We start from the raw sequence: 22,482 nt of genomic DNA, 5'->3' as shown, positions 1-22,482 counted from the left end.
CGGCGGTGGTTCTCAGGTCACATGTTGGCGACGTCGGCCTGCTTGGCGCGGACGGCCTCGGCGGCCTCCTTGAGGCTGGCCAGCTCGTCGGCGTCCAGGTCGGTCTCGACCACGCGCTTGATGCCCTCGGCGCCGATCTGGGCCTCGACGCCCAGGTAGACGCCGGAGATGCCGTACTCGCCGTCGACCCAGGCGCAGACCGGCATGACCTCGCCGGAGTCCTCCGCGACGGCCTTCGCCATCCGGGCGGCGGCGGCCGACGGGGCATAGTACGCCGAGCCGGTCTTCAGCAGCGCGACGACCTCGGCGCCACCGTTGCGGGTCCGGACGACCAGCTCCTCGATCTGCTCGGCCGGCATCGCCTCGCGCAGCGGCTTGCCGTTGACGGTGCTCTGGGAGGGCACCGGGACCATGGTGTCGCCGTGCGAGCCGAGGGTCAGCGTCTTCACCGACTTCACCGGTACGTTCAGCGCCTCGGCGACGAAGTTGGTGAACCGGGCGGTGTCCAGCATGCCGGCCTGGCCGAGCACCCGGTTCTTGGGGAACTGGGTGGCGAGCTGGGCCAGCGCGGTCATCTCGTCGAGCGGGTTGGACACGACGATGACGACGGCGTTGGGGGCGTACTTGGCGACGTTCTCGGCGACCTGGCGGACGATCTTGGCGTTCGTCTCCAGCAGGTCCATCCGGCTCATGCCCGGCTTGCGCGGCAGGCCGGCGGTGATGACGACCACGTCGGAGCCCTCGATGGCCTCGTAGCCCTCGCCGTTCGGGCCGGTGGTGACGCCGACGACCTTGGTCTCGAAGCCCTCGACCGGGCGGGACTGGTTGAGGTCGAGCGCGATGCCCGCCGGCTTCCCCTCGACGATGTCGGTGAGGACGACGGTCTCGAAGACGTCGTACTCGGCCAGGCGCTGTGCGGTGGTGGAGCCGTAGAAGCCGGCCCCGACGACAGTGACCTTCTTACCCATGGTCGTCCCACTCCCTGATACCAGTCGGTTTTCCGGACCGTATCAGTCATCCTGGCACCGAACCGGCCAGGGGCGGCGGCCATCGCCGGGATGGGGCGAACGTCACCGCCGCCCGGTTCGCCGGTTCAGCCGCGCTCGGCGCGCTCCACCACGTTGGTCAGCAGCATGGCCCGGGTCATCGGCCCGACGCCGCCGGGCATCGGCACCAGCCGCCCGGCCACCTCCCGCACCTCGGGGTCCACGTCACCGGTGTAGCGGCCCTTGCCGTCCGCCCCGATGACCCGGGTGATGCCGACGTCCACCACCGTCGCGCCGGGGGTGACCATGTCGGCGGTGAGCAGGCCCGGCACGCCGGCCGCGACGATGACGATCTCGGCGGCCCGGGTGTGCGAGGCGAGGTCGAGGGTGCCGGTGTGGCAGAGGGTCACGGTGGCGTTCTCGCTGCGCCGGGTGAGCAGCAGGCCGAGCGGGCGGCCCACGGTGTTGCCCCGGCCGACCACCGCCACCCGCGCCCCGCGCAGCGGCACGTCGTACCGGCGGAGCAGCTCGACGATGCCGCGCGGGGTGCAGGGCAGCGGACCGTCGTAGCCGAGGACGAGGCGGCCCAGGTTGACCGGGTGCAACCCGTCGGCGTCCTTGTCCGGGTCGATCATCTCCAGCGCGCGCTGGGTGTCGAGGTGGGCCGGGAGCGGGAGCTGCACGATGTAGCCGTGGCAGGCCGGGTCGGCGTTCAGCTCGGCGAGCACGGCGTCGACCTGCTCCTGGGTGGCGTCGGCGGGCAGCTCACGCCGGATCGAGGCGATGCCCACCTCGGCGCAGTCGCGGTGCTTGCCGTTGACGTACGCCTGGGAGCCGGGATCGGCGCCGACCAGGACCGTGCCCAGTCCGGGGGTGATGCCGCGCTCCGCCAGTGCCTTGACCCGCACCCGCAGCTCGTCCTTGATCTCCGCCGCGGTCGCCTTGCCGTCCAGGATCGTCACCGTCACGCCTGAATCGTCTCACGGCGGAGGGCCGCCGATCCGACGACGTCGTACCGTGACTTTCCGTTACGTGGGTTTATTCACCGAGAGTGACACCTTGTGGGCTGCACCACAGGGCGGCCCGGACAGCCGATCATGAAGCGGCACAGACCGGACAGGCCGGGGAGAAGGACCCGGTCGACGCACAAGTCCCCCAGAGGACCGGCAGGAGGTCGCGCCGACGGCGTCTGAGCAGGGATTTCGAGCTTCCCTGATAGCAGACGCCGAGACGGCCGACAAGACCGGGGTGGGTCATCCGTTACCCCATCGCAACGCTCTCGTTGCCGAATGCCACCCCGACGACCTACGGTTGCCGCCGGTTGCGCAGAGTCACCCAACGCCGGGCCTGACTGCGCAGCGTGATGGAGATGAGGAGACTCAATGCGTGTTCGTAGGCTCGCCGCCTGGACCGCTCTCCCGCTCGCGGTGACCCTGGGCCTGGTGGCCTGCGGCTCGGGCGGCGACGGCGGATCCGGTCAGAGCGACCCCAACGCGGCCGTGCGGATCGAGATCGCCGAGCCGCAGCACCTGGTGCCGACCAACACCAACGAGACGAGCGGCTCGCAGGTGCTCTCCGCCCTGTTCAGCCCGCTGGTCGACTACGACGAGGCGAACAAGCCCCACGAGGTGGCGGCCCAGTCGGTGACGTCGTCGGACAACAAGGTCTGGACGATCAAGCTGAAGGACGGCTACACCTTCCACAACGGCGAGAAGGTCACCGCCGACAGCTACCTGGACGCCTGGAACTACGGCGCGTACGCCCCCAACGGCCAGAACTCCAGCTACTTCTTCGAGAAGATCGCCGGGTACGAGAACCTCCAGGGCGAGAAGCCGAAGGCGAAGACGCTGACCGGGCTGAAGAAGGTCGACGACCTGACCTTCACCGTCACGCTCACCGAGCCGTACAGCGAGTTCAAGACGATGCTCGGCTACACGGCCTTCTACCCGCTGCCGAAGGCGGCCTTCTCCGCCCCCGGCGTGCTGGTGGACGGCTACGAGCAGGCCCCGATCGGCCAGGGCCCGTTCAAGATGAAGGGCACCTGGCAGCACGACGCCAAGGTCGAGGTGACCCGGTACGACGCGTTCCCCGGCGAGAAGCCGAAGGTGGGCGGCGTCGAGTTCCGGATCTACCAGCAGCCGACCGCCGCGTACGCGGACGTGCTCTCCGACAACCTCGACGTGATCAAGACGATCCCGACCGAGAACCTGTCGACCGCCGCCACCGACCTCGGCGACCGGTTCCAGCAGAGCCCGGCCTCGTCGCTCCAGGTGCTGGCGATCCCGACCTTCCAGAAGGAGTTCGCCAAGCCCGAGGTGCGCAAGGCGATCTCGATGGCGATCGACCGGGACGAGATCACCAAGTCGATCTTCAAGGACTCGCAGCAGCCGGCACGCTCCTTCGTCTCCCCGGTCGTCGCCGGCTACCGGGAGAACACCATCGGCGCCGCCGGTGAGTTCGACCCGGCCAAGGCCAGGGCGATGTACGAGGCCGCAGGCGGCCCGAAGAAGATCGAGCTGTCCTACAACGGCGACGGCGGCCACAAGGACTGGGTCGACGCCACCTGCAACCAGCTCAAGGCGAACCTGGGCGTGGAGTGCGTCGGCACCGCCGAGCCGAAGTTCGCGGACCTGCTGACCAAGGTCAAGCAGAAGCAGTCGGTCGGCCTGTTCCGGATGGGCTGGGTCATGGACTACCCGTCCATGGAGAACTACCTGGGCCCGCTGTACAGCACCAACGGCTCGTCGAACTACTACGGCTACAGCAACCCGCAGTTCGACAAGCTCCTCGCCGAGGGCGCCAAGGCCCCGAACGAGGACGAGGCGATCAAGAAGTACCAGGCGGCGGAGGACCTGCTGGCCGAGGACATGCCGGTGATCCCGCTCCGGTTCGGCCAGAACAACTTCGGTCACTCGACCAAGGTCAAGAACGTGGAGATGGATCTCTTCGACCGGGTCAACCTGCTGAAGATCGAGGCCGTCAGGTAACACGGCGCTCGCCGGGTCGGGTCACCACCGGGTGGCCCGACCCGGCACGCCGTACGCCCTTTTTCAGAGAGACTGCACAGTATGTTCCGCTTCATTCTGCGGCGACTGCTCCAGATGGTCCTCGCCTTCTTCGGGACCACGCTGATCGTCTACGCCCTGATGTTCGCCGGTCAGGGCGACCCCATCCAGGCGCTCGCGGGGGAACGCCCCGTCACCGCCGCCCAGCGGGCATACCTGACGGAGAAGTACCACCTCGACGCCACCGGCGTCGGTGGCTTCTTCTACCGCTACTTCGACTACCTCAGGAACCTGCTCCAGGGTGACCTGGGGCAGTCGCTGACCGGCCGGCAGATCGGCGACATCCTCGCCGCCGCCTGGCCGGTCACCGTCCAGCTCGCGCTGATCGCGATGGCCGTGACCATCCTGTTCGGGGTCACCGCCGGGGTGCTCGCCGGCATCCGCCGGGCCAGCATCTTCGACAACTCGACGCTGGTGCTCACCCTGCTCGTGCTCGGCATCCCCACCATCGTGCTGGCCCCGCTCGCGCAGTACTTCCTCGGCGTCAAGTGGCAGCTCTTCCCGCCCACCGCCGGCGCCGAACCCGACCTGTACGCGCTGCTGCTCCCCGGCATCGTGCTCGGCTCGCTCTCGCTGGCCACCGCGCTGCGGCTGACCCGGACCTCGGTGGCGGAGAACCTGCGCGCCGACTACGTCCGGACCGCCCGGTCCAAGGGCCTGGTCAAGCGGCGGATCATCAGCGTGCACGTGCTGCGCAACTCGCTCATCCCGGTAGTCACCTTCCTCGGCGTCGAGCTGGGCAACCTGATGAGCGGCGCGATCATCACCGAGGGCGTGTTCAACATCCCCGGTGTCGGCTTCAACCTGTTCCGCGGCATCCGCACCGAGGACGGCCCGCTGGTGGTGGGCATCGTCAGCGTGCTCGTCGTGGTCTATCTCGTCTCCAACCTGGTGGTGGACGTCCTGTACGCCGTACTCGACCCGAGGATCCGCTATGAGTGAGCGCAGCGAACGAATCATCACCGCAGCGTGCTCGGTCGCTCAGGTCCGCAGCGAGCGAAGCGAGGTGCGGGCATGAGCGACTTCGAGACCGTCGCCGCGACCGAGGACCAGTCGGCGCGGCGCGGGGTCTCCGGTGAGCCGGGCACCCCGGCGGCCACCCAGAAGGCCCGCAGCCTGGCCGGCGACGCCTGGCGCGACCTGCGCCGCAAGCCGATCTTCTGGATCAGCCTGGTGCTGGTGGTGCTGGTCGCCGCGATGGCGGCCGTCCCGTCGCTCTTCACCGCCAACGACCCGCGCGACTGCCTGCTCTCCCGGCAGCACGCCGGGCCGTCCGGCGGGGCCATCTTCGGGTACGACTTCCAGGGCTGCGACACGTACGCCCGGGCGGTCTACGGGGCCCGCGCCTCGCTGCTGGTCGGCGCGCTCTCCGCGCTGCTCACCGGCGTGGTCGCGCTGGTCGTCGGGATGCTCGCCGGCTTCTTCGGCGGCTGGGTCGACGCCGTGCTCTCCCGGGTGATCGACATCGTGCTCGGCATCCCGCTGCTGCTCGCCGCGATCGTGCTGCTCAAGCGGGTCAGCACGAGCAGCGACAACGTCCGGCTCTTCGCGGTGATCTTCGTGCTGGCGGTGCTCGGCTGGACCACCGCCGCCCGGGTGGTCCGCTCCTCGGTGATCACCGCCAAGGAGCAGGACTACGTGGCCGCGGCCCGGATGCTCGGCGCCGGCAACGGCCGGATCATGTGGCGGCACATCCTGCCGAACGCGCTCGCCCCGGCGATCGTGGTGCTCACCATCGCGCTCGGCTCGTTCATCGCCGCCGAGGCGACGCTGAGCTTCCTCGGCATCGGCCTGAAGGCCCCGACCATCTCCTGGGGCATCGACATCGACGCCGGCCGGGTGCACATGCGCGAGTCGGCCACCCCGCTGGTCGTCCCGTCCGCGTTCCTCGCGCTGACCGTGCTCGCCTTCATCATGCTGGGCGACGCGATCCGCGACGCCTTCGACCCGAAGCTGCGGTGATCCCCTCATGACCCAGTCCGCCGTTTCGCCCACGCCGGCCTCCCCCACCCCGCCGGGCGGCCACCTGCTGGAGGTACGGGACCTGCACGTCGAGTTCCGCACCGGCGAAGGCGTGGCCAAGGTGATCAACGGGGTGTCGTACCACCTGGACGCCGGGGAGACGCTGGCGGTGCTCGGCGAGTCGGGCTCCGGCAAGTCGGTGACCGCTCAGGCGATCATGGGCATCCTGGACACTCCCCCGGCCCACGTCCGCGCCGGTCAGATCCTCTACCAGGGTCGGGACCTGCTGACCCGGTCCGAGGAGCAGCGCCGGCAGGTACGCGGCAAGGAGATCGCGATGATCTTCCAGGACGCGCTCTCCGCGCTGAACCCCGTCTTCCCGGTCGGCTGGCAGATCGGCGAGACGCTGCGCCAGCGCGAGGGGATGTCCAAGGCCGACGCCCGCCGACGGTCCGTCGAGCTGATGGACCTGGTCCGGATCCCGGGCGCGGCGAAGCGGCTCGGCGACTACCCGCACCAGTTCTCCGGCGGCATGCGCCAGCGCGTCATGATCGCGATGGCGTTGGCGCTGAACCCGAAGGTGCTGATCGCCGACGAGCCGACCACCGCGCTGGACGTCACCGTGCAGGCCCAGATCATGGACCTCCTCGCCGACCTGCGCCGGGACCTCGACATGGCGATGATCCTGATCACCCACGACCTCGGCGTGGTCGCCGGCGTCGCGGACCGGATCGCCGTCATGTACGCCGGCCGGATCGTCGAGCACGCCGACGTGCGCTCGCTGTACCGGACGCCCGCCCACCCGTACACGAAGGGGTTGCTGGAGTCGATCCCGCGGCTGGACGTGCGGGGCCAGGCGCTGTCGACGATCAGGGGACTGCCGCCGAACCTGATGCGGATCCCGTCCGGCTGCCCGTTCCACCCCCGGTGCCCGTACGCGCAGCAGGTCTGCGTGGACGTGGTGCCGCACGACCTGGTCCTCGGCGACGGCCGGACCAGCGCGTGCCACTTCGCGCAGGAGGTCCGTGATGACAGCGCCCGCTAGCCCGACCAAGGTCCGCGGCGAGACGATCCTGTCGGTCGACGACGTGGTGAAGCACTTCCCCATCACCCAGGGGGTGCTGTTCAAGCGGCAGACCGGTGCCGTCCGGGCCGTGGACGGGGTGAGCTTCGAGCTGCGCCGGGGCGAGACGCTCGGCATCGTCGGCGAGTCCGGCTGCGGCAAGTCGACCCTGGCCCGGCTGCTGATGCGGCTGGAGACGCCGACCGCCGGCCGGGCCACCCTGGAGGGGAAGGACCTGTTCAAGGCGGGTGGGTCCGAGCTGCGCCGGCTGCGCCGCAACATGCAGATGGTGATGCAGGACCCGTACACCTCGCTCAACCCGCGGATGACGGTCGGCGACATCATCGGCGAGCCGTTCGACATCCACCCGGAGGCGGCCCCGAAGGGCAGCAAGCAGAAGCGGGTCCGCGAGCTGCTGGACGTGGTGGGGCTCAACCCCGAGCACATCAACCGCTATCCGCACCAGTTCTCCGGCGGGCAGCGCCAGCGCATCGGCATCGCCCGCGCGCTCGCCCTGCGGCCGGAGATCATCGTCTGCGACGAGCCGGTGTCGGCGCTCGACGTCTCCATCCAGGCCCAGGTGATCAACCTGCTGGAGCAGCTCCAGGACGAGTTCGGGCTGTCGTACATCTTCATCGCGCACGACCTGTCGGTGGTCCGGCACATCTCGGACCGGGTCGCGGTGATGTACCTCGGCAAGATCGTGGAGATCGGCACCGAGCAGGAGATCTACGAGCGGGCCACCCACCCGTACACCCAGGCCCTGCTCTCGGCGGTGCCGGTGCCCGACCCGGACGCCCGGGAGAACCGGAACATGATCCGGCTCACCGGCGACGTGCCGAGCCCGGCCGACCCGCCGAGCGGCTGCCGGTTCCGCACCCGCTGCTGGAAGGCCCAGGACATCTGCGCCACCCAGGAGCCGCACGCGGTCCCCCGCGCCGCCGACCCGCACCCCTCGGCCTGCCACTTCGCCGAGGTACGCCCCGCCGCCTGACAGGGTCGCCGACGACAACGACCCCGCCGTCAGGTGCGGCCGGGTCGGACGCAGGTCGCGTCGGGGCTGGCCGTGACGCCGGAGCCGGACCGGTGCACCACGGCGGTCAGCCGGGCGGTTCCGTCGACGGAGAGCAGCCACGTCGAGTCAGGGGCGTCCGGGTAACCGAGCGGCAGTTCCGTCCAGGCGGTCCGCCGTCCGGTGAGCTCGGTGAAGTGGCCGGTGAGGTCGGCGAGCGCGGCGTCCACGGTCGACCCGGCTCCGGGGCGGACCACCCAGTCGGCCAGCCCGGCGAAGGAGCAGCCCTGGTCGGCGACGGTGCCCGGCCGCCAGTGTCCGGACGGGTCGACGACGGTCAGCGCGGCCGTGACGTTCTCCGCGTTCGAGCAGCTCACGCGCACCGCACCGGGCGGCGCCTGCAACGTCCACACCTCCGCCGTGGACGGCACCGGCCGACCGTTGCCACCGCCCCGCCACTGCAGGGCGAGATAGGTGTCGGCCGGGGCGTCACCGGTCACCCGCACCCGTACTCCGGCGCGGGTCGCCCGTACCGTCGTGGCGGAGACCGTGGCGCCCGCCCGGTCGCACCGGATCTCGACCGGCGGCGGATCGGCCGTGGTCACCGGCGCGCTGGAGACCCCCGCCGGCACGGGCACCGCCCGCTCCGGTCCCGCCGCCGGCTTCGGCCCGCCACACCCGGCCAGCCCGACCACCATCAGCCCGCCGACCACCATCACTCCCGCCGCCACCGTCCGCATCGTCCACCCCTGTTCCCCGTCGGCACCGATTCGCGCCTCACCACCTCTCCGACGTTCCTCGTCCCGCACCCGGTTCCGACCCACCTCGTCGATCACGCAGTGGTGGCGCCGGGACTGCTCGCCCTCGCCGGTCTCGTGGGGCGCAGGAACAGGTCCATGATCGACGCCGGCCCCGTCCCCCATGGTCGGGGGACGGGGCCGGGTGGGATGGGCGGTGACCCGGCCCGGCCCGAATCGGGAGCGGGCCGGGCCGGGTCACCGGATCAGAGCTGGGCCAGGCTGAACGCCCAGATGCCACGGCCGTGGGTGGCCACGTAGACCGAGTTGTCGGCCGCGTTGTACTCGGCGTCCATGCCCACGGTCAGCGGCAGGCCGGCACCGAGCCGCTGCCAGTCGGTGGCACCCGGCGCCCGGTAGAAGGTGGCCAGGTCGGTGGCGAGCACCAGCGCGCCGTTGGACAGCTCCTTGACCGAGCTGGCCGGCACGTCCGGCAGGTTCGCCGAGACGTCCTTCCAGGTCGCGCCCGCGTCGGTCGTCTCGAAGACGTGGCCGAAGCCGGTGCCCGGGCCCTCGGTCCACCGGCGGGAGAAGCCGTTGACCGCGAGGAAGGCGTGCGAGGCGTTCGCCGGGTCGATCCCGACGCCCTGCACGAACCGGTTCGGGAACTCCGCCGGCAGGGCCAGCTGGTGCCAGCTCGCCGGGTCGTTCACCTTGCCGACCGCGACACCCCGGGTGAAGCCGGAGTTGTTGCACGGCCCGCACCAACCGACGTACGCGGTGCCGCCGGAGACGCCCACCGAGGTGGCGGTGTGACCGGCGCCCAGGTCGAAGGCGTTCGTCCAGCCCTTGCCGTCCTGGATCGCGTAACCCTTGGTGTTGACCCAGACGTGCTGGCCACCGGCGACCCAGACGTTCCCGTCGGTGGCGTCCGGTGCGAACGGCGCGATGAACCGGGCCGGCTCGTCGCCCGGCGACGAGGTGTACGGCTGGATGTCCCGCGAGGTGGAGGTCTCGATCGTGCCCGGACCCGGGTTGGCGTTGCAGTTCTCGGTGACCCGCATGGCCAGATTGGTGTACTCCTGGACCTGCCGGCAGCCGTTCGCCGGGTCGGCCAGCGAGTCGCCGCCGTCACCGCCGAAGTTCGAGCCCATCACGGTGTCGCCGGCCCGCAGCACCGAGGCGCCGTTGTCCTGGAGACCACCGGAGACCACCGTGCCGGCCTTCGCCGGGTCCTTGCCCACCGAGACCGAGTAGTACTGCAGGGCGTCGATGGTGCCGTCGTTCAGGCTCTGCCAGTCGGTGGCGTGGCCGTCCTTGTCGGTCTTGCCGCTGATCGGCCGGCGGTAGACGCCGCCGTCGTTGCCGACGTAGACGAAACCGTTGCCCACGGCGACCGAGTGCTGGTCGGAGTGGGTGGTCTTGTTGCACTTGTTCTGCGCGTCGGAGCTGCTCCAGCAGGCGAAGTTGAAGTTCCAGTACGGCCCGACGGTCTTCCAGTTCGCGCCCGCGTCGGTCGACTCGTAGACCTCCTCCAGACCCGCCCAGACGTGGTTCGGGTTGGCCGGGTCGACCGTGAGGAACTGGTTGTACCAGGCCTGGATGCCCGGACCGTAGCCCTTGCCGCCGATCGCCTGCTTGAGGGCCGAGCCGGAGTTGCCGAGCTTCGCCGAGTCGGCGATCTTGTTCCACGGGCCGGCCGGGTTGCCGGTGTTGGAGACGTAGATGCCGTCGAGGTAGCTGTTGACGTTGCCGGCCGGCTTGTTGAGCAGGGCCGGCGACTGGTTGATCGCGTAGAGCTTGCCGCCGTCGGCGGAGAAGGCGAACGTCACGTAACCGATGTCGTCGGCCGGCATGGCGCCGCCCGGGTTGACCTTCGTCCAGCCGCCCGCCGTGTAGTCGGCGGTCTCGTAGAAGCCGTTGTAGGTGTCGCCCGACCGCCAGGCCGAGGCCACCACCACGTGCTTCGGGTTCTTCGGGTCGTCGGCGACGTCGTTGACGATGTTCTTGTACGCCGCGTTCGCCGCGCCCGCGTTCGCCCCGCCCGGCAGGTAGCTCGGGTTGGGCGCCCACTCGAACTTCCACGCCCCGGAGCCGCTGCTCATCGCGTGCGAGTAGAGGCCCCGGTTGGTGGCGGCCCAGACCCTGCCGTCGAAGAAGCGCAGCTTGTTGATGACCGAGCTCTCCAGCTCGGTGCCGCCGACCCGGTCGGCCGTGGTGAACTGGCCACTGGCCGGGTTGGCGAGCCGGTAGACACCCGCACCCACGTACGAGGTGGCGCCGGTGTTCGCCTCACCGGTGGCGTACCAGAGCGAGCCGTCGGCGGCGAGCACCACGTCGCCGCTGGAGAGGCTGGGCAGCTGGTCCGAGATCGGCGTCCAGCTCCCGCCGCCGGTCGAGGACCGCCACACACCACCGTCGGCACCCGCCGCGTAGACGTGGCCGCTGTTGTCGGCCGCGAGGCCGGTGATCCGACCGGTCTGCAGGCCGGCGCCCCCGGAGGAGTTGGAGGCGTAGTCGCGGTAGCGCGGGTCGTCACCGTCGTACTTGATCCTGGTGACCTCCCGCCAGGTGCCCTTGGTGGCCGGCACGCTGCCGAGCTGGCTGAACGCGTTGGCGTACGCGCCCGGCGCGACGATGCCCGGCGCGGACCGGGCCTGGGCGAACTGCTCGGCGATGACCCGGGCCTCGAAGGCCTCCTCGCCGGCCTCGGCGGCGTTCTCCCCGGCGGCCATCTCGGCCATCTCGCGCGGGTGCCAGGGCAGGTTGGCGCCCGGCTCCTGGGCGAGGCCGAGGGCCTCCATGACCTCGTGGTTGGTGGCCGCGACGCCACCGAGCGCGGCGGTCAGCACCAACGCGCCCGCGATTGTCGCCGGCTTGCGCCAGCGGGACTTCGACATGTGAATCCTCCAGGATTCAAGGGGTTCCCGGGCTGGTGGCCCGGGCAGGGGAACCACGGGTGCGGATGGCGTGGCCGTGGCTTGGTGAGCGGACGGCGACCGTCCGGATTCGACCCTCGTACAGCACAGCGCCGGCATCGACGGACGTGTCACGTCGAGGGGCGGGCGAGGGTCAGGCGGTGACCGGTGGGGCCCGGGTGGGCAGGGTGCCGCGCGGCGGCAGGGGCACCACCGGCTGGCGGTAGCGGATCGCGGCGAGGACGGAGACCGTCGTGCCGTCGACCGACGCGGGCGCGGCGAGGAGGAGATCGTCCGGTCCGTCGGTGAGGCCGACGCCGGCGCGGTGGTCACCACAGGGCGCGCCGACGACCTCCGCCCGCAGCTCCGGCGGAGTGCCGGGGTACGCGGGGCGCGCCCCGGCGACCCGGGGGTCGCCGGAGGTCGGGGCGGGCAGGTGCGGCGTGGTGACCGGGGCGGAGACGGGCCGGACGTCCGGAGGATGGACGTGCGCCCCGTCGGAGCCGATCGACCGGTGCGCGGCGGTGACCACCGCGCCGGGCTGAGAGGTCTCCACGCAGGCGGGCGCCCCCAGGCCGGCCAGGACGAACGCCAGCGCGACGACGACGGCGTTCCACCGGTCGAACACGCGCATGGGCCAACCTGTCACAGCGAGGGGATGTCGGACACCGCTCGGGCGGCGGCCGGGGGCCGCGGGCGGGAGACGGGCTACGAGGAGAACGGGGAGGGTCGATCGGATCGTGCCGGACCCACGCTAGCAACAACAATTCCCGACCGGCAACGGCTCGACGGTCGTACTTTCGGCTGGTCAGCCCGGCGGCGGGCGGAGCGCTCCCGAGTGGAGGCTCAGAAAGCGGAGCGGGACGTGGCCGGTCGGCCACGTCCCGCTCACGAGCGACGACTCAGTGGAAGAAGTGCCGGGTGCCGGTGAGGTACAGGGTCACGCCGGCCTCCTTGCAGGCGGCGACGACCTCCTCGTCGCGGATCGAACCGCCGGGCTGCACGATCGCCCGGACACCCGCCTCGATCAGGATCTTCGGGCCGTCGGCGAACGGGAAGAACGCGTCCGAGGCGCAGACCGCGCCGCGGGCCCGGTCGTCGCCGGCCCGGCTGACCGCCAGCCGCGCCGAGTCGACCCGGTTCACCTGGCCCATGCCCACCCCGACGGTCGCGCCGCCCCGGGCCAGCAGGATCGCGTTGCTCTTCACCGCGCGGACCGCCCGCCAGGCGAAGGCGAGGTCGTGCAGGGTGGCCTCGTCGGCCGCCTCACCGGCGGCCAGCCGCCAGTTGGCCGGGTCGTCGCCGTCGGCGTCGATCCGGTCCCGCAGCTGCACCAGCATGCCGCCGGTGACCTGCCGCCACTCCGCCGGCAGCGGGTCGAACGCCGGGGCCCGCAGCAGCCGGATGTTCTTCTTGCCCTGGAGCACCTCGACGGCGCCGGGCTCGAAGTCCGGCGCCACCAGCACCTCGGTGAAGATCTCCGCGACCTGCCGGGCCAGCTCCACGCTCACCGGCCGGTTCACCGCGATCACCCCGCCGTACGCCGACACCGGGTCGCACGCGTGGGCCAGGCGGTGCGCCTCGGCCACGTCCGCGCCCACGGCGATCCCGCACGGGTTGGCGTGCTTGATGATCGCCACGGCGGGCTGCTCGGGGAAGTCGTTCGCGGCCCGCCACGCGGCGTCCGCGTCGACGTAGTTGTTGTAGGACATCTCCTTGCCGTGCAGCTGCTCGGCCTGGGCCAGGCCGGCCGGGCTCGCCGGGTCGGCATAGAGGGCCGCCGCCTGGTGCGGGTTCTCGCCGTAGCGCAGCACCGCCTGCCGGGTCAGGGTGAGCCCGGCGAACTCCGGCCACGAGTCGGCGGCCGGGGCCAGCTCCTGCGCGCACCACTGGGCGACCGCCACGTCGTAGTCGGCGATGACCGCGAACGCGCGGGCCGCGAGCGCCTTGCGCTGCGTCAGCGTGAAACCGCCCGCGTCCAGGGCGGCGAGCAGCGCCGGGTATGCCGCCGGGTCGGTCACCACGGCGACCGAGGCGTGGTTCTTGGCGGCGGCCCGCACCATCGCCGGTCCGCCGATGTCGATCTGCTCCACGCACTCGTCCTGCGACGCGCCGGAGGCGACGGTGGCCTGGAACGGGTAGAGGTTGGAGACCAGCAGGTCGATGCCGGCGATGCCGTGCTCGTCGAGCTGCGCGGCGTGCGAGTCCTTGCGCAGGTCGGCGAGGAGGCCACCGTGGATCTTCGGGTGCAGCGTCTTCACCCGGCCGTCGAGGATCTCCGGGAAGCCGGTCACCTGCTCCACCGGCGTCACCGGCACGCCGGCCCCGGCGATCGTCGACGCGGTGCTGCCCGTCGACACGAGCTCCACCCCGGCCGCGTGCAGGGCCCGGGCCAGCTCGACCAGGCCGGTCTTGTCATAGACGCTGACCAGCGCCCGCCGGATCGGACGGCGCTCCTCACTCGAACTCACGGGACCGTGACCTTTCTTCCGGTGATCGTCCAACCTTCACGGACCAGGCGACCGACCTGCTCGACGAGCTGGCGGCGCTCGGCTTCCTTGATGCGCTCGGTGAGCGCCTCCTCGTCGTCGTCGTCCCGCACCGGCACGGCGACCTGGGCGACGATCGGGCCGGTGTCCATCCCGGCGTCGACGAAGAAGAGGGTGGCCCCGGTGACCTTCACGCCGTAGGCGAGGGCGTCCCGGGGACCGTGGATGCCGGGGAACGCCGGCAGCAGGGTGTTGTGCGTGTTGAGGTAGCGGTCGCCGAACGCGGCCAGGAAGTGCGGCCCGACGAGCTTCAGGAAGCCGGCGCTGATCACCAGGCCGGGCCGGTGCTCGGCGACGTGCGCGGTGAGCGCCCGGTCCCACTCCTCGCGGGTCGGGTGGTCCTTCACCCGGTCGACGAAGGTCGGCACCCCGGCGGCGGCGGCCCGGTCCAGACCGGCGATGCCGTCGCGGTCGGCGCCCACGGCGACGACCCGGGCCCCGTACGCGGGGTCGGTGCCGGCGTCCAGCAGCGCCTGGAGGTTGCTGCCGGAGCCGGAGACGAGGACGACGAGGCGGGCGACGGACGCGGGCTCGGTCACGCGGCCACCCTATCGGGCCGACAGGGGCGTCCAGCCGTCGGGCAGCGCCGTTTCGGGTGATCACCCGGGTGGCGCCGGCACGGTACGCTGCCGGTCGCTCGGTGCCCGGCGTACGCCCGGCCCCGCACCCGTCAGTGAACCGGCGCCACGACGCGCCGTTGGATCGAGGAGTACGCCGCCATGCAGCCTGGTTACCCGCAGCAGCCGCAGCAGATCGACAACAACATGACGATGTCCATCGTCGCCATCTTCCTGTTCTGGCCGCTGGCCATCCCGGCCATCATCAACGCCTCCAAGGTGAACCCGCTGATCCAGCAGGGTGACTACGCGGGCGCGCAGGCCGCCGCCGCCGAGTCGAAGAAGTGGTCCAAGTGGGCCCTGATCATCGGCCTCATCGGCTGGGCGATCTCCCTCCTGTGCTGCGTCCTCGGTGGAATGGGCGCGATCATGGGTGGCAACAGCTCGACGTACTGACAGCCGAACCCCAGTCTGAGGAGCACCCAGTAATGCAGCCCGGTAACCCCGGTCAGGACCCGTACGGCCAGCAGCCGCCGCAGGACCCGACCTCCCCGCAGTACCAGGACCCGTACGCCCAGCCGCCGGCGGCACCATACGGTCAGCAGCCGTCCGGCCAGCCCTACGGCCAGCCGCAGGACCCGTACGCGCAGCCGCAGGCCCCGCAGTACGGCCAGCCGACCTCCGGCCAGCCGACCTCGGGCCAGCCCTACGGCCAGCCGACCTCGGGCCAGCCCTACGGGCAGCCGACCTCCGGGCAGCCGTACGGTCAGCAGCCCTACCAGGACCCGTACGCGCAGCAGCAGCCGTACGGGGCGGCCCCGTCGTACCCGAACGCGGGCTTCCCGACCGGGCAGGGGCAGAACAACACCCTCGGCCTGATCGGCATGATCGTCGGCATCGTGTCCATCGTGCTGGGCCTCTGCTGCGGCGGCCTCGGCATCCCGTTCGGCATCGCCGGCGTGGTGCTCGGCGTGCTGGGCCAGAAGAAGGTCCAGCAGGGTGAGGCGAGCAACGCCGGCCAGGCCAAGACCGCTCTGATCTGCGGCGGCGTCGGCATCGTGCTCGGCATCGTCGTGGCCATCGTCGGTGCCACGATCAACTGGAACAACTTCTCCTGATCCGGCTCGGCGAGGGGGGTCCGGCACTCGCCGGACCCCCTCGCCGTCTCTCCGTCCGCCACCGCTGGCGTCGATCAAGAGCTTTGCGTCGCCGGGAGCCAGGTTCCCGACGCAAAGCTCTTGATCAACGCGGGAGTGGGGGGCGGGGGGCGGGGGTGGGGTCGGGCCGGGGGGTGCGGGCCAGGGTGCGGGTGGCGGCGGCACCGAGGAGGGCGCCGACGGCGACGACCAGCGTGGCCACGCCGGCCACCTGCCAGGGGACCGGGCCGACCTCGGCCAGCCGGCCACCGCCGACCGGCCCGCCGGAGATCGCCGCGGCCGCGCCGAGCAGCAGCCCGGCCACCGGGCCGGCGAGGGCCGCCGGGACGAGCAGCGCCACCCACCTCAGCTCCGCCCGGTCCTCCGCGGCCAGCCGCAGCAGCCGCCGGGCCAGCAGCCAGCCGGCGGCCATCCCGGCCAGCACCGGCACCGCGAGCAGTCCCGCACCGAACCCGTCGACCGGGCCGCGCGGCAGTCCGGCCAGCAGCGGTACGGCCGGCAGCGCCCCGACGGAGACCTCGCTGGTGCGGACCGCCGTGTCGGTGCCGACGGCGAACCCCGGCCCGAGCAGGTAACTGACCGACCAGATGGTGACGTTCGGCGCGTACGCGACGCTGACCAGGGTGATCCCGACCTGACCGGCCACCCCCGTCCGGTACGCGCTGATCATGTCGGCGGCGTCACCGCCCCCGGTCGCCACGGAGAGCCCCGCCGCGCCGGCCCCCGCGCCGAGCAGCAGCAGCCCGGCGACCAGCCCGGTGCGTACGCCGTCCCGCAGCGGCGGCGGGGAACGACGGGCGAGGAGCGCGGCGACCCCGGTGGTCCGCAGCGCCCCGACCAGTGCCGCCAGGGTGCCGAACGCGGCGAGGGTGAGCGCGGCCCGCAGCGGGGAGACCCGGGGGCCACCCGCGCCGACCACCAGCGCTGCCAGGGCGCCGAAGAACGCGTACCCGATGCCGACGGCGACCGCGGCGGTGAGCGCCTGCCGGGGTGACCGACCGCCGCGGGCGCCGATGGCCCGGCTGACGTGCACCCCGGCCCGGGTGAGCCGCCACACCGCGAGCGCGGCCAGCGCGAGCGGCGCCAGGCCGAGCGGGCCGGCGCTGGTGTCCAGCGGGACCCCGTGGCCGAGCAGCCAGCCGGCCAGCCCGGCCCGCAGCGCCCCCGACAGGGACCCGGCGTCCTCGCTGATCTGCATCAGCCCCAGCACCAGCGCCACCGGCAGCCACGACGTCAACGCCGCCCAGCCGGCCGCCACCGCGGCGGCCACGGGCAGCGGGGCGCGACCCGGCCCGGACTCCGCCGGACGGGGCGCGGGCACCCGGGGCGCCGGCCGGACACGGTCGACCGGCCGGGTGTCGGCGTCGACACCGGCGGGCCGGCGGGGATGGTCGGGGGTGACGGGTGACATCGGCTCTACTCTGGCACGCCGCGCCGACGGCGGCAGTCCGATACCGCCGCAGGCCGACGGCGAGTTCCCTGATCCACCGACTGATCCCCCCGATCCGGTTTAGCCTCGGCCCAGACGCGACCTTTCCTGTCGCGGCACCGACCGCTCGGAGGAAGCCGTGAACGCTCCGTACCCGCCGCCGCCACCACCGCCGGCCGTCGGCCGGGACCGCACCACGCTCTGGGGTGTCCTGGGCATTGTGCTCGGCCTGATCTGCTGCGGCATCCTGGGGATCGTCTTCGGCTACCTGTCGATCCGGGACGCCAAGCGGTTCGGCAAGTCACCCGTGCTCGGCTGGATCGCCATCGCGCTCGGCGTGGTCAACATCATCGGCAACGCGATCTGGCGGGCCAGCGGCCACAGCATGTACTGGTACAGGTGAGGGGGCCGACCGCACGCGGTCGACCCCCTCGGCACGTCACGCGACCGCTCAGCGGCCGGACATGATCTCCCGCATGAGGTTGGCGGTCTCGGTCGGGGTCTTGCCGACCTTCACGCCGACGGCCTCCAGCGCCTCCTTCTTCGCCTCGGCGGTGCCCGCCGAGCCGGAGATGATCGCACCGGCGTGACCCATGGTCTTGCCGGGGGGCGCGGTGAAGCCGGCGATGTAACCGACCACCGGCTTGGTGACGTTCGCCTTGATGAACTCGGCGGCCCGCTCCTCGGCGTCGCCGCCGATCTCGCCGATCATCACGATCGCGTCGGTTTCCGGGTCGGCCTCGAACGCGGCCAGGGCGTCGATGTGGGTGGTCCCGATGATCGGGTCACCGCCGATGCCGACGCAGGTGGAGAAGCCGATGTCCCGCAGCTCGTACATCATCTGGTAGGTCAGCGTGCCGCTCTTGCTGACCAGGCCGATCCGGCCGGAGCCGGTGATGTCGGCCGGGATGATGCCGGCGTTGGAGGCACCCGGCGAGGCGATGCCGGGGCAGTTCGGCCCGATGATCCGGGTCCGCTCCCCCTTCGCCACGTTGTACGCCCAGAACGCGCCGGTGTCGTGCACCGGGACGCCCTCGGTGATCACCACGGCCAGGTCGATCCCGGCGTCGATCGCCTCGACGACCGCGCCCTTGGTGAACTGCGGCGGTACGAAGATGACCGTGACGTCGGCCCCGGTCTCCTTCATCGCGTCCGCGACGGAGGCGAAGACCGGCAGCTCGGTGCCGTCGAAGTCGACGGTGGTGCCGGCCTTGCGCGGGTTCACGCCGCCCACCACGTTGGTGCCGGCGGCGAGCATCCGCCGGGTGTGCTTGGAACCCTCGGAGCCGGTCATCCCCTGCACGATGACCTTGGAGTCCTTGGTCAGCCAGATAGCCATGATCAGACCCCCGCAGCTGCCAGCTCGGCGGCCCGCTCGGCCGCGCCGTCCATGGTGTCGACCCGCTGGATGAGCGGGTTGTTCGCGCCGTCGAGGATCGCCCGACCGGCCTCGGCGTTGTTGCCGTCGAGGCGGACGACGAGCGGCTTGGTGGCCTGCTCGCCGCGCTGCTCCAGCAGCGCCAGCGCCTGGACGATGCCGTTGGCGACGGCGTCGCACGCGGTGATGCCGCCGAAGACGTTGACGAAGACGCTCTTCACCGAGGGGTCGGAGAGCACGATCTCCAGACCGTTCGCCATCACCTCGGCGCTCGCGCCGCCGCCGATGTCGAGGAAGTTCGCCGGCTTGACGCCGCCGTGCCGCTCACCGGCGTACGCGACCACGTCGAGGGTGGACATGACCAGACCCGCGCCGTTGCCGATGATGCCGACCTCGCCGTCGAGCTTGACGTAGTTGAGGTCCTTGGCCTTGGCGGCCTGCTCCAGCGGGTCCACCGACGCCTGGTCGACCAGGGCCTCGTGGTCCGGGTGCCGGAAGCCGGCGTTCTCGTCCAGGGTCACCTTGGCGTCGAGCAGCAGCAGCTTGCCGTCGGCGTTCTTGGCCAGCGGGTTCACCTCGACCAGCGTGGCGTCCTCGGCGACGAACGCCTGCCACAGCTTGACCGCGATGTCGACGACCTGGTCGGCGACCTCGGCCGGGAAGTTCGCGGCGGTGACGATCTCCCGGGCCTTCGCCTCGTCGACGCCGGTGTTCGCGTCGATCGGGGCCTTGACGACCTTCTCCGGGGTCTCGGCGGCGACCGCCTCGATGTCCATGCCGCCGGCGACGCTGGCGATGCAGAGGAAGGTGCGGTTCGCCCGGTCGAGCAGGTACGAGAAGTAGTACTCCTCGGCCACGTCCGCGGTCACCGTGATCATGACCTTGTGGACCGTGTGACCCTTGATGTCCATGCCGAGGATGTCGGTGGCGCGGGCCACCGTCTCCTCCGCGCCCTCGGCGAGCTTCACGCCGCCGGCCTTGCCTCGGCCGCCGACCTTCACCTGCGCCTTGACGACCACCCGACCGCCGAGGCGTTCGGCGATCGCGCGGGCCTCCTCCGGGGTAGTGGCGACGCCGCCGGCGAGCACGGGCAACCCGTGCCGCTCGAACAGGTCCCGCCCCTGGTACTCGTACAGGTCCACGATTGCGCGTCCCGTCCCGTCTCCGCGGCGCGCCGTCGCGCCGCCACCAGCGTTGGAAAATCAGTTTGACGCCTGTCATCAGATCAGACAGGTCATTTGCCGCAGCCTAACGAGATGGGAACCGCCGGCAACCGAGCGGGTGCGCGGTGTGCGGTAATGCACAACCGGCGGGCCGGTGCTCGGCCCGCCGGGCGACCCGGTGGCTCAGACCACCCTGCACCGGCCGGCCGAGTACTGCCGCACCGCTTGCATGATCTCCTCCTCCGTCCGGTCGGCGTAGACGACGGTGGCGGTGAACCCGGTGCCGAAGAAGGCCTGCTGCATCCCGGCGTCGAGCGCGGTGAACGCGCCCAGGTCGCCGCCGGTGCGCGGGTCGCGCGCCCGCACGCAGAGCATCTTCTCCAGCCCCCAGCGCCGCCGGTAGACCTGGTCGATCGCCTCCCAGGGCAGCCAGATCGCCTGCCCCCGGGTCGGTCGCGTCTTGATCCACAGCCCGGCCGGGCCGACCGCGAGCACCGGTCCCCCGGAGGAGACCAGCCAGAGCTGGAGGCCGACCACCAGCGCGAAGAAGACCATGATGAGGGGGATGACCAGCAGGATGCTCGCGTCCCCGTTCTCGCCCGACGCGGCCAGCCCCAGCGGGCAGGCCATCACCAGGCCGATGAAGAGGGTCAGGCCGCCCAGCGCCAGTCCGCGCTTGCGCAGGCTCGGCCGGGCGACGAACGGCTGATCCTCGGGGATCCGCTTCGCCGTCCGGGACGGCGGCGGCTGCCAGGCCGGCGGCGGCTGCGCCGGGCCGCCCGGCGACGACCAGTTCGGGTACGCCTGCTGCGGCCCGGACTGCGCCCCCGGATACGGCGGCCCGCCCGGCACCCCGGCCGGCGGCCCCCAGCCCGGCGCGCCCGGGTGACCGGCGGGCGGCGCGCCCCAGCCCGGCTGCCCGACGGGCGGCGCGGCCCAACCCGGCTGCCCGACGGGCGGCGCGGACCAGCCCGGTGCGCCCGCCTGTCCGGCGGGCGGGGCGGACCAGCCGGGTCCGGCCGGTTGGCCGGGCGGCGGCGCGGTCCAGCCTTGTCCGGTGGGCGGTGGCGCGGCCGGACCCGGTCCGACGGGCGGGGGACCCCAGCTCGGCGCGGGAGGCGGTGGCGCGGACCAGCCCGCGGTCGGCGCTGGCTGCCCGGCACCGGGGGCGGGCGGAGCGGGCCAGCCCTCGGAGGGATACGGCTGAGGAGGCGGCGGCTGGGTCACGACAGGGGCTCCCGGCAGGGGTCGTCGACCGCGAAGGGCGGTACGGGCAGCCACAGGTTACGACCGACGGGACGGCCGCGCGGACCCCGCGTACCCGACCGGGCGGGAGCCTGCCTCCCGCGATCACCGGGCGCGGACGGGGCGGCCGGTCGACGGCCACCGTCCCACCTCGCCGACGTGGTGGTGTCCGCCCGCCCGGGTTCATCCCACTCGGCCGGCATGGAGCGATCAGGCCCGCCCGGGTTCGCGCCGGGAGCAGGCTCCGCGAGGTGGCACGTCAGCCGTCCGGGGGATGTTGCGCGACCTGCGTAACCCCGCCGAGAGGACGTCGTTGAGTCTGATGTCGGAGCGCTGCACAGCGCGAAGACGGGAGACGGCCGATGCCCTGTCGGTCGAGGGGTGGCGGCGGGGCATCGTGCATAGAAGGGCCGGGCGTGTGAGGGGTGCGTCCGGCCCTTCCCCCGTGTCCGCGTCCGGGAGCGGCCCGACCTTCCGTCGGCACCAAGGCCCGGGCCGGGTGGCGCGGTCGGCTCAGCCGACCGGCTGGGCGACGTTCTCCCGGACCCACTCGACGATCGACTGGGTGGTCGCACCCGGGGTGAAGATCTTGGCCACGCCGAGCTGCTGCAGCTCGGGGATGTCGGCGTCGGGGATGATGCCGCCGCCGAAGACGACGATGTCCCGCGCGTCCCGCTCACCGAGCAGCTCCAGCACCCGCTTGAAGAGGGTCATGTGCGCGCCGGAGAGGACGGAGAGGCCGACCGCGTCGGCGTCCTCCTGGATCGCGGTCTCCACGATCTGCTCCGGGGTCTGGTGCAGGCCGGTGTAGATGACCTCCATGCCGGCGTCGCGGAGGGCCCGCGCGACGACCTTCGCGCCGCGGTCGTGGCCGTCCAGGCCGGGCTTCGCGACGACGACCCGGATACGAGAGCTCATCAGCGCACACCTTTCACCGGCTCCGGCGGGCTATCACCTGAACGAACGGTAACCCGGCCCGCCCGGGGCCGGGAACCCGGGTTGCCCCATAGCGGCCGGCCCGGGCGCGGGGAAGCCGGACACCTCCGCCGAACGGTCACTCTGCGCGACGAACGGACAGTAACAGGGCCAGCCGACCGGTGTCACGAGCTATGACATCAGTGGACGGAAAGGGACAGAACGAAACACCAGTTCGGCGCTTCGGCTTGTGACTGGAGTGGCAGTTGGCTAACGTGTCCACGGTTGTCATCAGGTCCACGGACGGGTGACGACGCGGCCAGCCGACGTTCATCCGAGCTTCACG

20 protein-coding genes are annotated in these 22,482 nt (G+C 72.0%); 8 read left to right on the top strand and 12 right to left on the bottom strand.

Annotated elements, in window-relative coordinates; genetic code table 11:
• Nucleotides 1–17 precede the first annotated feature (17 nt).
• Entirely contained in the window at nt 18–968 is a 951-nt protein-coding gene (mdh, locus tag ABUL08_RS28190) for a malate dehydrogenase (protein WP_350933059.1), read from the bottom strand.
• A 125-nt stretch (nt 969–1,093) separates the two neighbouring features.
• On the bottom strand, nt 1,094–1,954 hold the full coding sequence (locus ABUL08_RS28185) for a bifunctional methylenetetrahydrofolate dehydrogenase/methenyltetrahydrofolate cyclohydrolase (protein ID WP_350933058.1): 861 nt from the start codon (nt 1,952–1,954) through the stop codon (nt 1,094–1,096).
• 414 nt (nt 1,955–2,368) lie between these two features.
• On the opposite strand from ABUL08_RS28185, the gene ABUL08_RS28180 reads away from it, so the two are divergent.
• The 5 genes from ABUL08_RS28180 to ABUL08_RS28160 all read left to right on the top strand — a co-directional run bounded on the left by ABUL08_RS28180 (nt 2,369) and on the right by ABUL08_RS28160 (nt 8,070).
• A complete protein-coding gene (locus tag ABUL08_RS28180) occupies nt 2,369–3,973 on the top strand; it encodes a peptide ABC transporter substrate-binding protein (protein ID WP_350933057.1) in 1,605 nt (534 codons plus the stop codon).
• An 81-nt stretch (nt 3,974–4,054) separates the two neighbouring features.
• Nucleotides 4,055–4,993: an ABC transporter permease gene (locus ABUL08_RS28175; protein ID WP_350933056.1), complete on the top strand. Its 939-nt coding sequence runs from the start codon at nt 4,055–4,057 to the stop codon at nt 4,991–4,993.
• A gap of 72 nt (nt 4,994–5,065) precedes the next feature.
• Nucleotides 5,066–6,013 carry an ABC transporter permease gene (locus ABUL08_RS28170; RefSeq protein ID WP_350933055.1) on the top strand — a complete coding sequence of 316 codons (948 nt, stop codon included), beginning with the start codon at nt 5,066–5,068 and terminating at the stop codon, nt 6,011–6,013.
• A gap of 7 nt (nt 6,014–6,020) precedes the next feature.
• The gene (locus ABUL08_RS28165; RefSeq protein WP_350933054.1) at nt 6,021–7,058 is read left to right on the top strand and encodes an ABC transporter ATP-binding protein; all 1,038 of its coding nucleotides are present in this window, start codon (nt 6,021–6,023) and stop codon (nt 7,056–7,058) included.
• The gene (locus ABUL08_RS28160; RefSeq protein ID WP_350933053.1) at nt 7,042–8,070 is read left to right on the top strand and encodes an ABC transporter ATP-binding protein; all 1,029 of its coding nucleotides are present in this window, start codon (nt 7,042–7,044) and stop codon (nt 8,068–8,070) included. The genes ABUL08_RS28165 and ABUL08_RS28160 overlap by 17 nt, the downstream gene beginning before the upstream one ends.
• 29 nt (nt 8,071–8,099) lie before the next feature.
• Here the strand turns inward: ABUL08_RS28160 and ABUL08_RS28155 are convergent, their stop codons facing one another.
• The 5 genes from ABUL08_RS28155 to purN all read right to left on the bottom strand — a co-directional run bounded on the left by ABUL08_RS28155 (nt 8,100) and on the right by purN (nt 14,831).
• Nucleotides 8,100–8,819, bottom strand: a complete 720-nt coding sequence (locus ABUL08_RS28155) for a hypothetical protein (RefSeq protein WP_350933052.1) — start codon at nt 8,817–8,819, stop codon at nt 8,100–8,102.
• Between the two features lie 272 nt (nt 8,820–9,091).
• Nucleotides 9,092–11,725, bottom strand: a complete 2,634-nt coding sequence (locus ABUL08_RS28150; protein ID WP_350933051.1) for a beta propeller repeat protein — start codon at nt 11,723–11,725, stop codon at nt 9,092–9,094.
• 172 nt (nt 11,726–11,897) lie between these two features.
• On the bottom strand, nt 11,898–12,377 hold the full coding sequence (locus ABUL08_RS28145; protein ID WP_350933050.1) for a hypothetical protein: 480 nt from the start codon (nt 12,375–12,377) through the stop codon (nt 11,898–11,900).
• A gap of 268 nt (nt 12,378–12,645) precedes the next feature.
• A complete protein-coding gene (gene purH, locus ABUL08_RS28140; RefSeq protein ID WP_350933049.1) occupies nt 12,646–14,214 on the bottom strand; it encodes a bifunctional phosphoribosylaminoimidazolecarboxamide formyltransferase/IMP cyclohydrolase in 1,569 nt (522 codons plus the stop codon).
• Complete coding sequence (gene purN, locus ABUL08_RS28135) at nt 14,211–14,831, bottom strand: phosphoribosylglycinamide formyltransferase (RefSeq protein ID WP_350933048.1); 621 nt, start codon at nt 14,829–14,831, stop codon at nt 14,211–14,213. Before purN ends, purH begins: the two co-directional genes overlap by 4 nt.
• Nucleotides 14,832–15,011: 180 nt before the next feature.
• Here purN and ABUL08_RS28130 point away from each other — a divergent pair, with 180 nt between their 5' ends.
• Together ABUL08_RS28130 and ABUL08_RS28125 are read left to right on the top strand one after the other, a co-directional pair.
• Nucleotides 15,012–15,305, top strand: coding sequence for a CD225/dispanin family protein (locus ABUL08_RS28130; RefSeq protein ID WP_350933046.1), 294 nt, complete (start codon nt 15,012–15,014; stop codon nt 15,303–15,305).
• 32 nt (nt 15,306–15,337) lie between these two features.
• Nucleotides 15,338–15,967: a DUF4190 domain-containing protein gene (locus tag ABUL08_RS28125; RefSeq protein ID WP_350933044.1), complete on the top strand. Its 630-nt coding sequence runs from the start codon at nt 15,338–15,340 to the stop codon at nt 15,965–15,967.
• A gap of 124 nt (nt 15,968–16,091) precedes the next feature.
• Here the strand turns inward: ABUL08_RS28125 and ABUL08_RS28120 are convergent, their stop codons facing one another.
• Nucleotides 16,092–17,417, bottom strand: coding sequence for a cell division protein PerM (locus ABUL08_RS28120; RefSeq protein ID WP_350933043.1), 1,326 nt, complete (start codon nt 17,415–17,417; stop codon nt 16,092–16,094).
• A 157-nt stretch (nt 17,418–17,574) separates the two neighbouring features.
• Between ABUL08_RS28120 and ABUL08_RS28115 the strand changes: the two genes are divergently transcribed.
• Nucleotides 17,575–17,838 carry a DUF4190 domain-containing protein gene (locus ABUL08_RS28115; RefSeq protein WP_350933042.1) on the top strand — a complete coding sequence of 88 codons (264 nt, stop codon included), beginning with the start codon at nt 17,575–17,577 and terminating at the stop codon, nt 17,836–17,838.
• 48 nt (nt 17,839–17,886) lie between these two features.
• Here the strand turns inward: ABUL08_RS28115 and sucD are convergent, their stop codons facing one another.
• The 4 genes from sucD to ABUL08_RS28095 form a co-directional block, all read right to left on the bottom strand.
• Complete coding sequence (sucD, locus tag ABUL08_RS28110) at nt 17,887–18,774, bottom strand: succinate--CoA ligase subunit alpha (RefSeq protein WP_350933041.1); 888 nt, start codon at nt 18,772–18,774, stop codon at nt 17,887–17,889.
• A gap of 2 nt (nt 18,775–18,776) precedes the next feature.
• Nucleotides 18,777–19,955: an ADP-forming succinate--CoA ligase subunit beta gene (gene sucC / locus ABUL08_RS28105; RefSeq protein WP_350933040.1), complete on the bottom strand. Its 1,179-nt coding sequence runs from the start codon at nt 19,953–19,955 to the stop codon at nt 18,777–18,779.
• Nucleotides 19,956–20,159: 204 nt separating this feature from the next.
• The gene (locus ABUL08_RS28100; RefSeq protein WP_350933039.1) at nt 20,160–21,203 is read right to left on the bottom strand and encodes a hypothetical protein; all 1,044 of its coding nucleotides are present in this window, start codon (nt 21,201–21,203) and stop codon (nt 20,160–20,162) included.
• A gap of 531 nt (nt 21,204–21,734) precedes the next feature.
• On the bottom strand, nt 21,735–22,139 hold the full coding sequence (locus ABUL08_RS28095; RefSeq protein ID WP_242794393.1) for a cobalamin B12-binding domain-containing protein: 405 nt from the start codon (nt 22,137–22,139) through the stop codon (nt 21,735–21,737).
• Between the last annotated feature and the right edge of the window lie 343 nt (nt 22,140–22,482).

The organism is Micromonospora sp. CCTCC AA 2012012, assembly GCF_040499845.1.
Classification (GTDB): domain Bacteria; phylum Actinomycetota; class Actinomycetes; order Mycobacteriales; family Micromonosporaceae; genus Micromonospora; species Micromonospora mangrovi.
Note: the sequence above shows the minus strand (reverse complement) of the source record. Positions and strands in the feature narration are given on the sequence as shown.

Bases quoted from the DNA above. Each gene is read 5' to 3' on its own strand.
- mdh (WP_350933059.1), bottom strand. From the start codon at position 968: ATGGGTAAGAAGGTCACTGTCGTCGGGGCCGGCTTCTACGGCTCCACC.
- ABUL08_RS28180 (WP_350933057.1), top strand. From the start codon at position 2,369: ATGCGTGTTCGTAGGCTCGCCGCCTGGACCGCTCTCCCGCTCGCGGTG.
- ABUL08_RS28175 (WP_350933056.1), top strand. From the start codon at position 4,055: ATGTTCCGCTTCATTCTGCGGCGACTGCTCCAGATGGTCCTCGCCTTC.
- ABUL08_RS28170 (WP_350933055.1), top strand. From the start codon at position 5,066: ATGAGCGACTTCGAGACCGTCGCCGCGACCGAGGACCAGTCGGCGCGG.
- ABUL08_RS28165 (WP_350933054.1), top strand. From the start codon at position 6,021: ATGACCCAGTCCGCCGTTTCGCCCACGCCGGCCTCCCCCACCCCGCCG.
- ABUL08_RS28160 (WP_350933053.1), top strand. From the start codon at position 7,042: ATGACAGCGCCCGCTAGCCCGACCAAGGTCCGCGGCGAGACGATCCTG.
- ABUL08_RS28150 (WP_350933051.1), bottom strand. From the start codon at position 11,725: ATGTCGAAGTCCCGCTGGCGCAAGCCGGCGACAATCGCGGGCGCGTTG.
- ABUL08_RS28145 (WP_350933050.1), bottom strand. From the start codon at position 12,377: ATGCGCGTGTTCGACCGGTGGAACGCCGTCGTCGTCGCGCTGGCGTTC.
- ABUL08_RS28130 (WP_350933046.1), top strand. From the start codon at position 15,012: ATGCAGCCTGGTTACCCGCAGCAGCCGCAGCAGATCGACAACAACATG.
- ABUL08_RS28125 (WP_350933044.1), top strand. From the start codon at position 15,338: ATGCAGCCCGGTAACCCCGGTCAGGACCCGTACGGCCAGCAGCCGCCG.
- ABUL08_RS28120 (WP_350933043.1), bottom strand. From the start codon at position 17,417: ATGTCACCCGTCACCCCCGACCATCCCCGCCGGCCCGCCGGTGTCGAC.
- sucD (WP_350933041.1), bottom strand. From the start codon at position 18,774: ATGGCTATCTGGCTGACCAAGGACTCCAAGGTCATCGTGCAGGGGATG.
- ABUL08_RS28095 (WP_242794393.1), bottom strand. From the start codon at position 22,139: ATGAGCTCTCGTATCCGGGTCGTCGTCGCGAAGCCCGGCCTGGACGGC.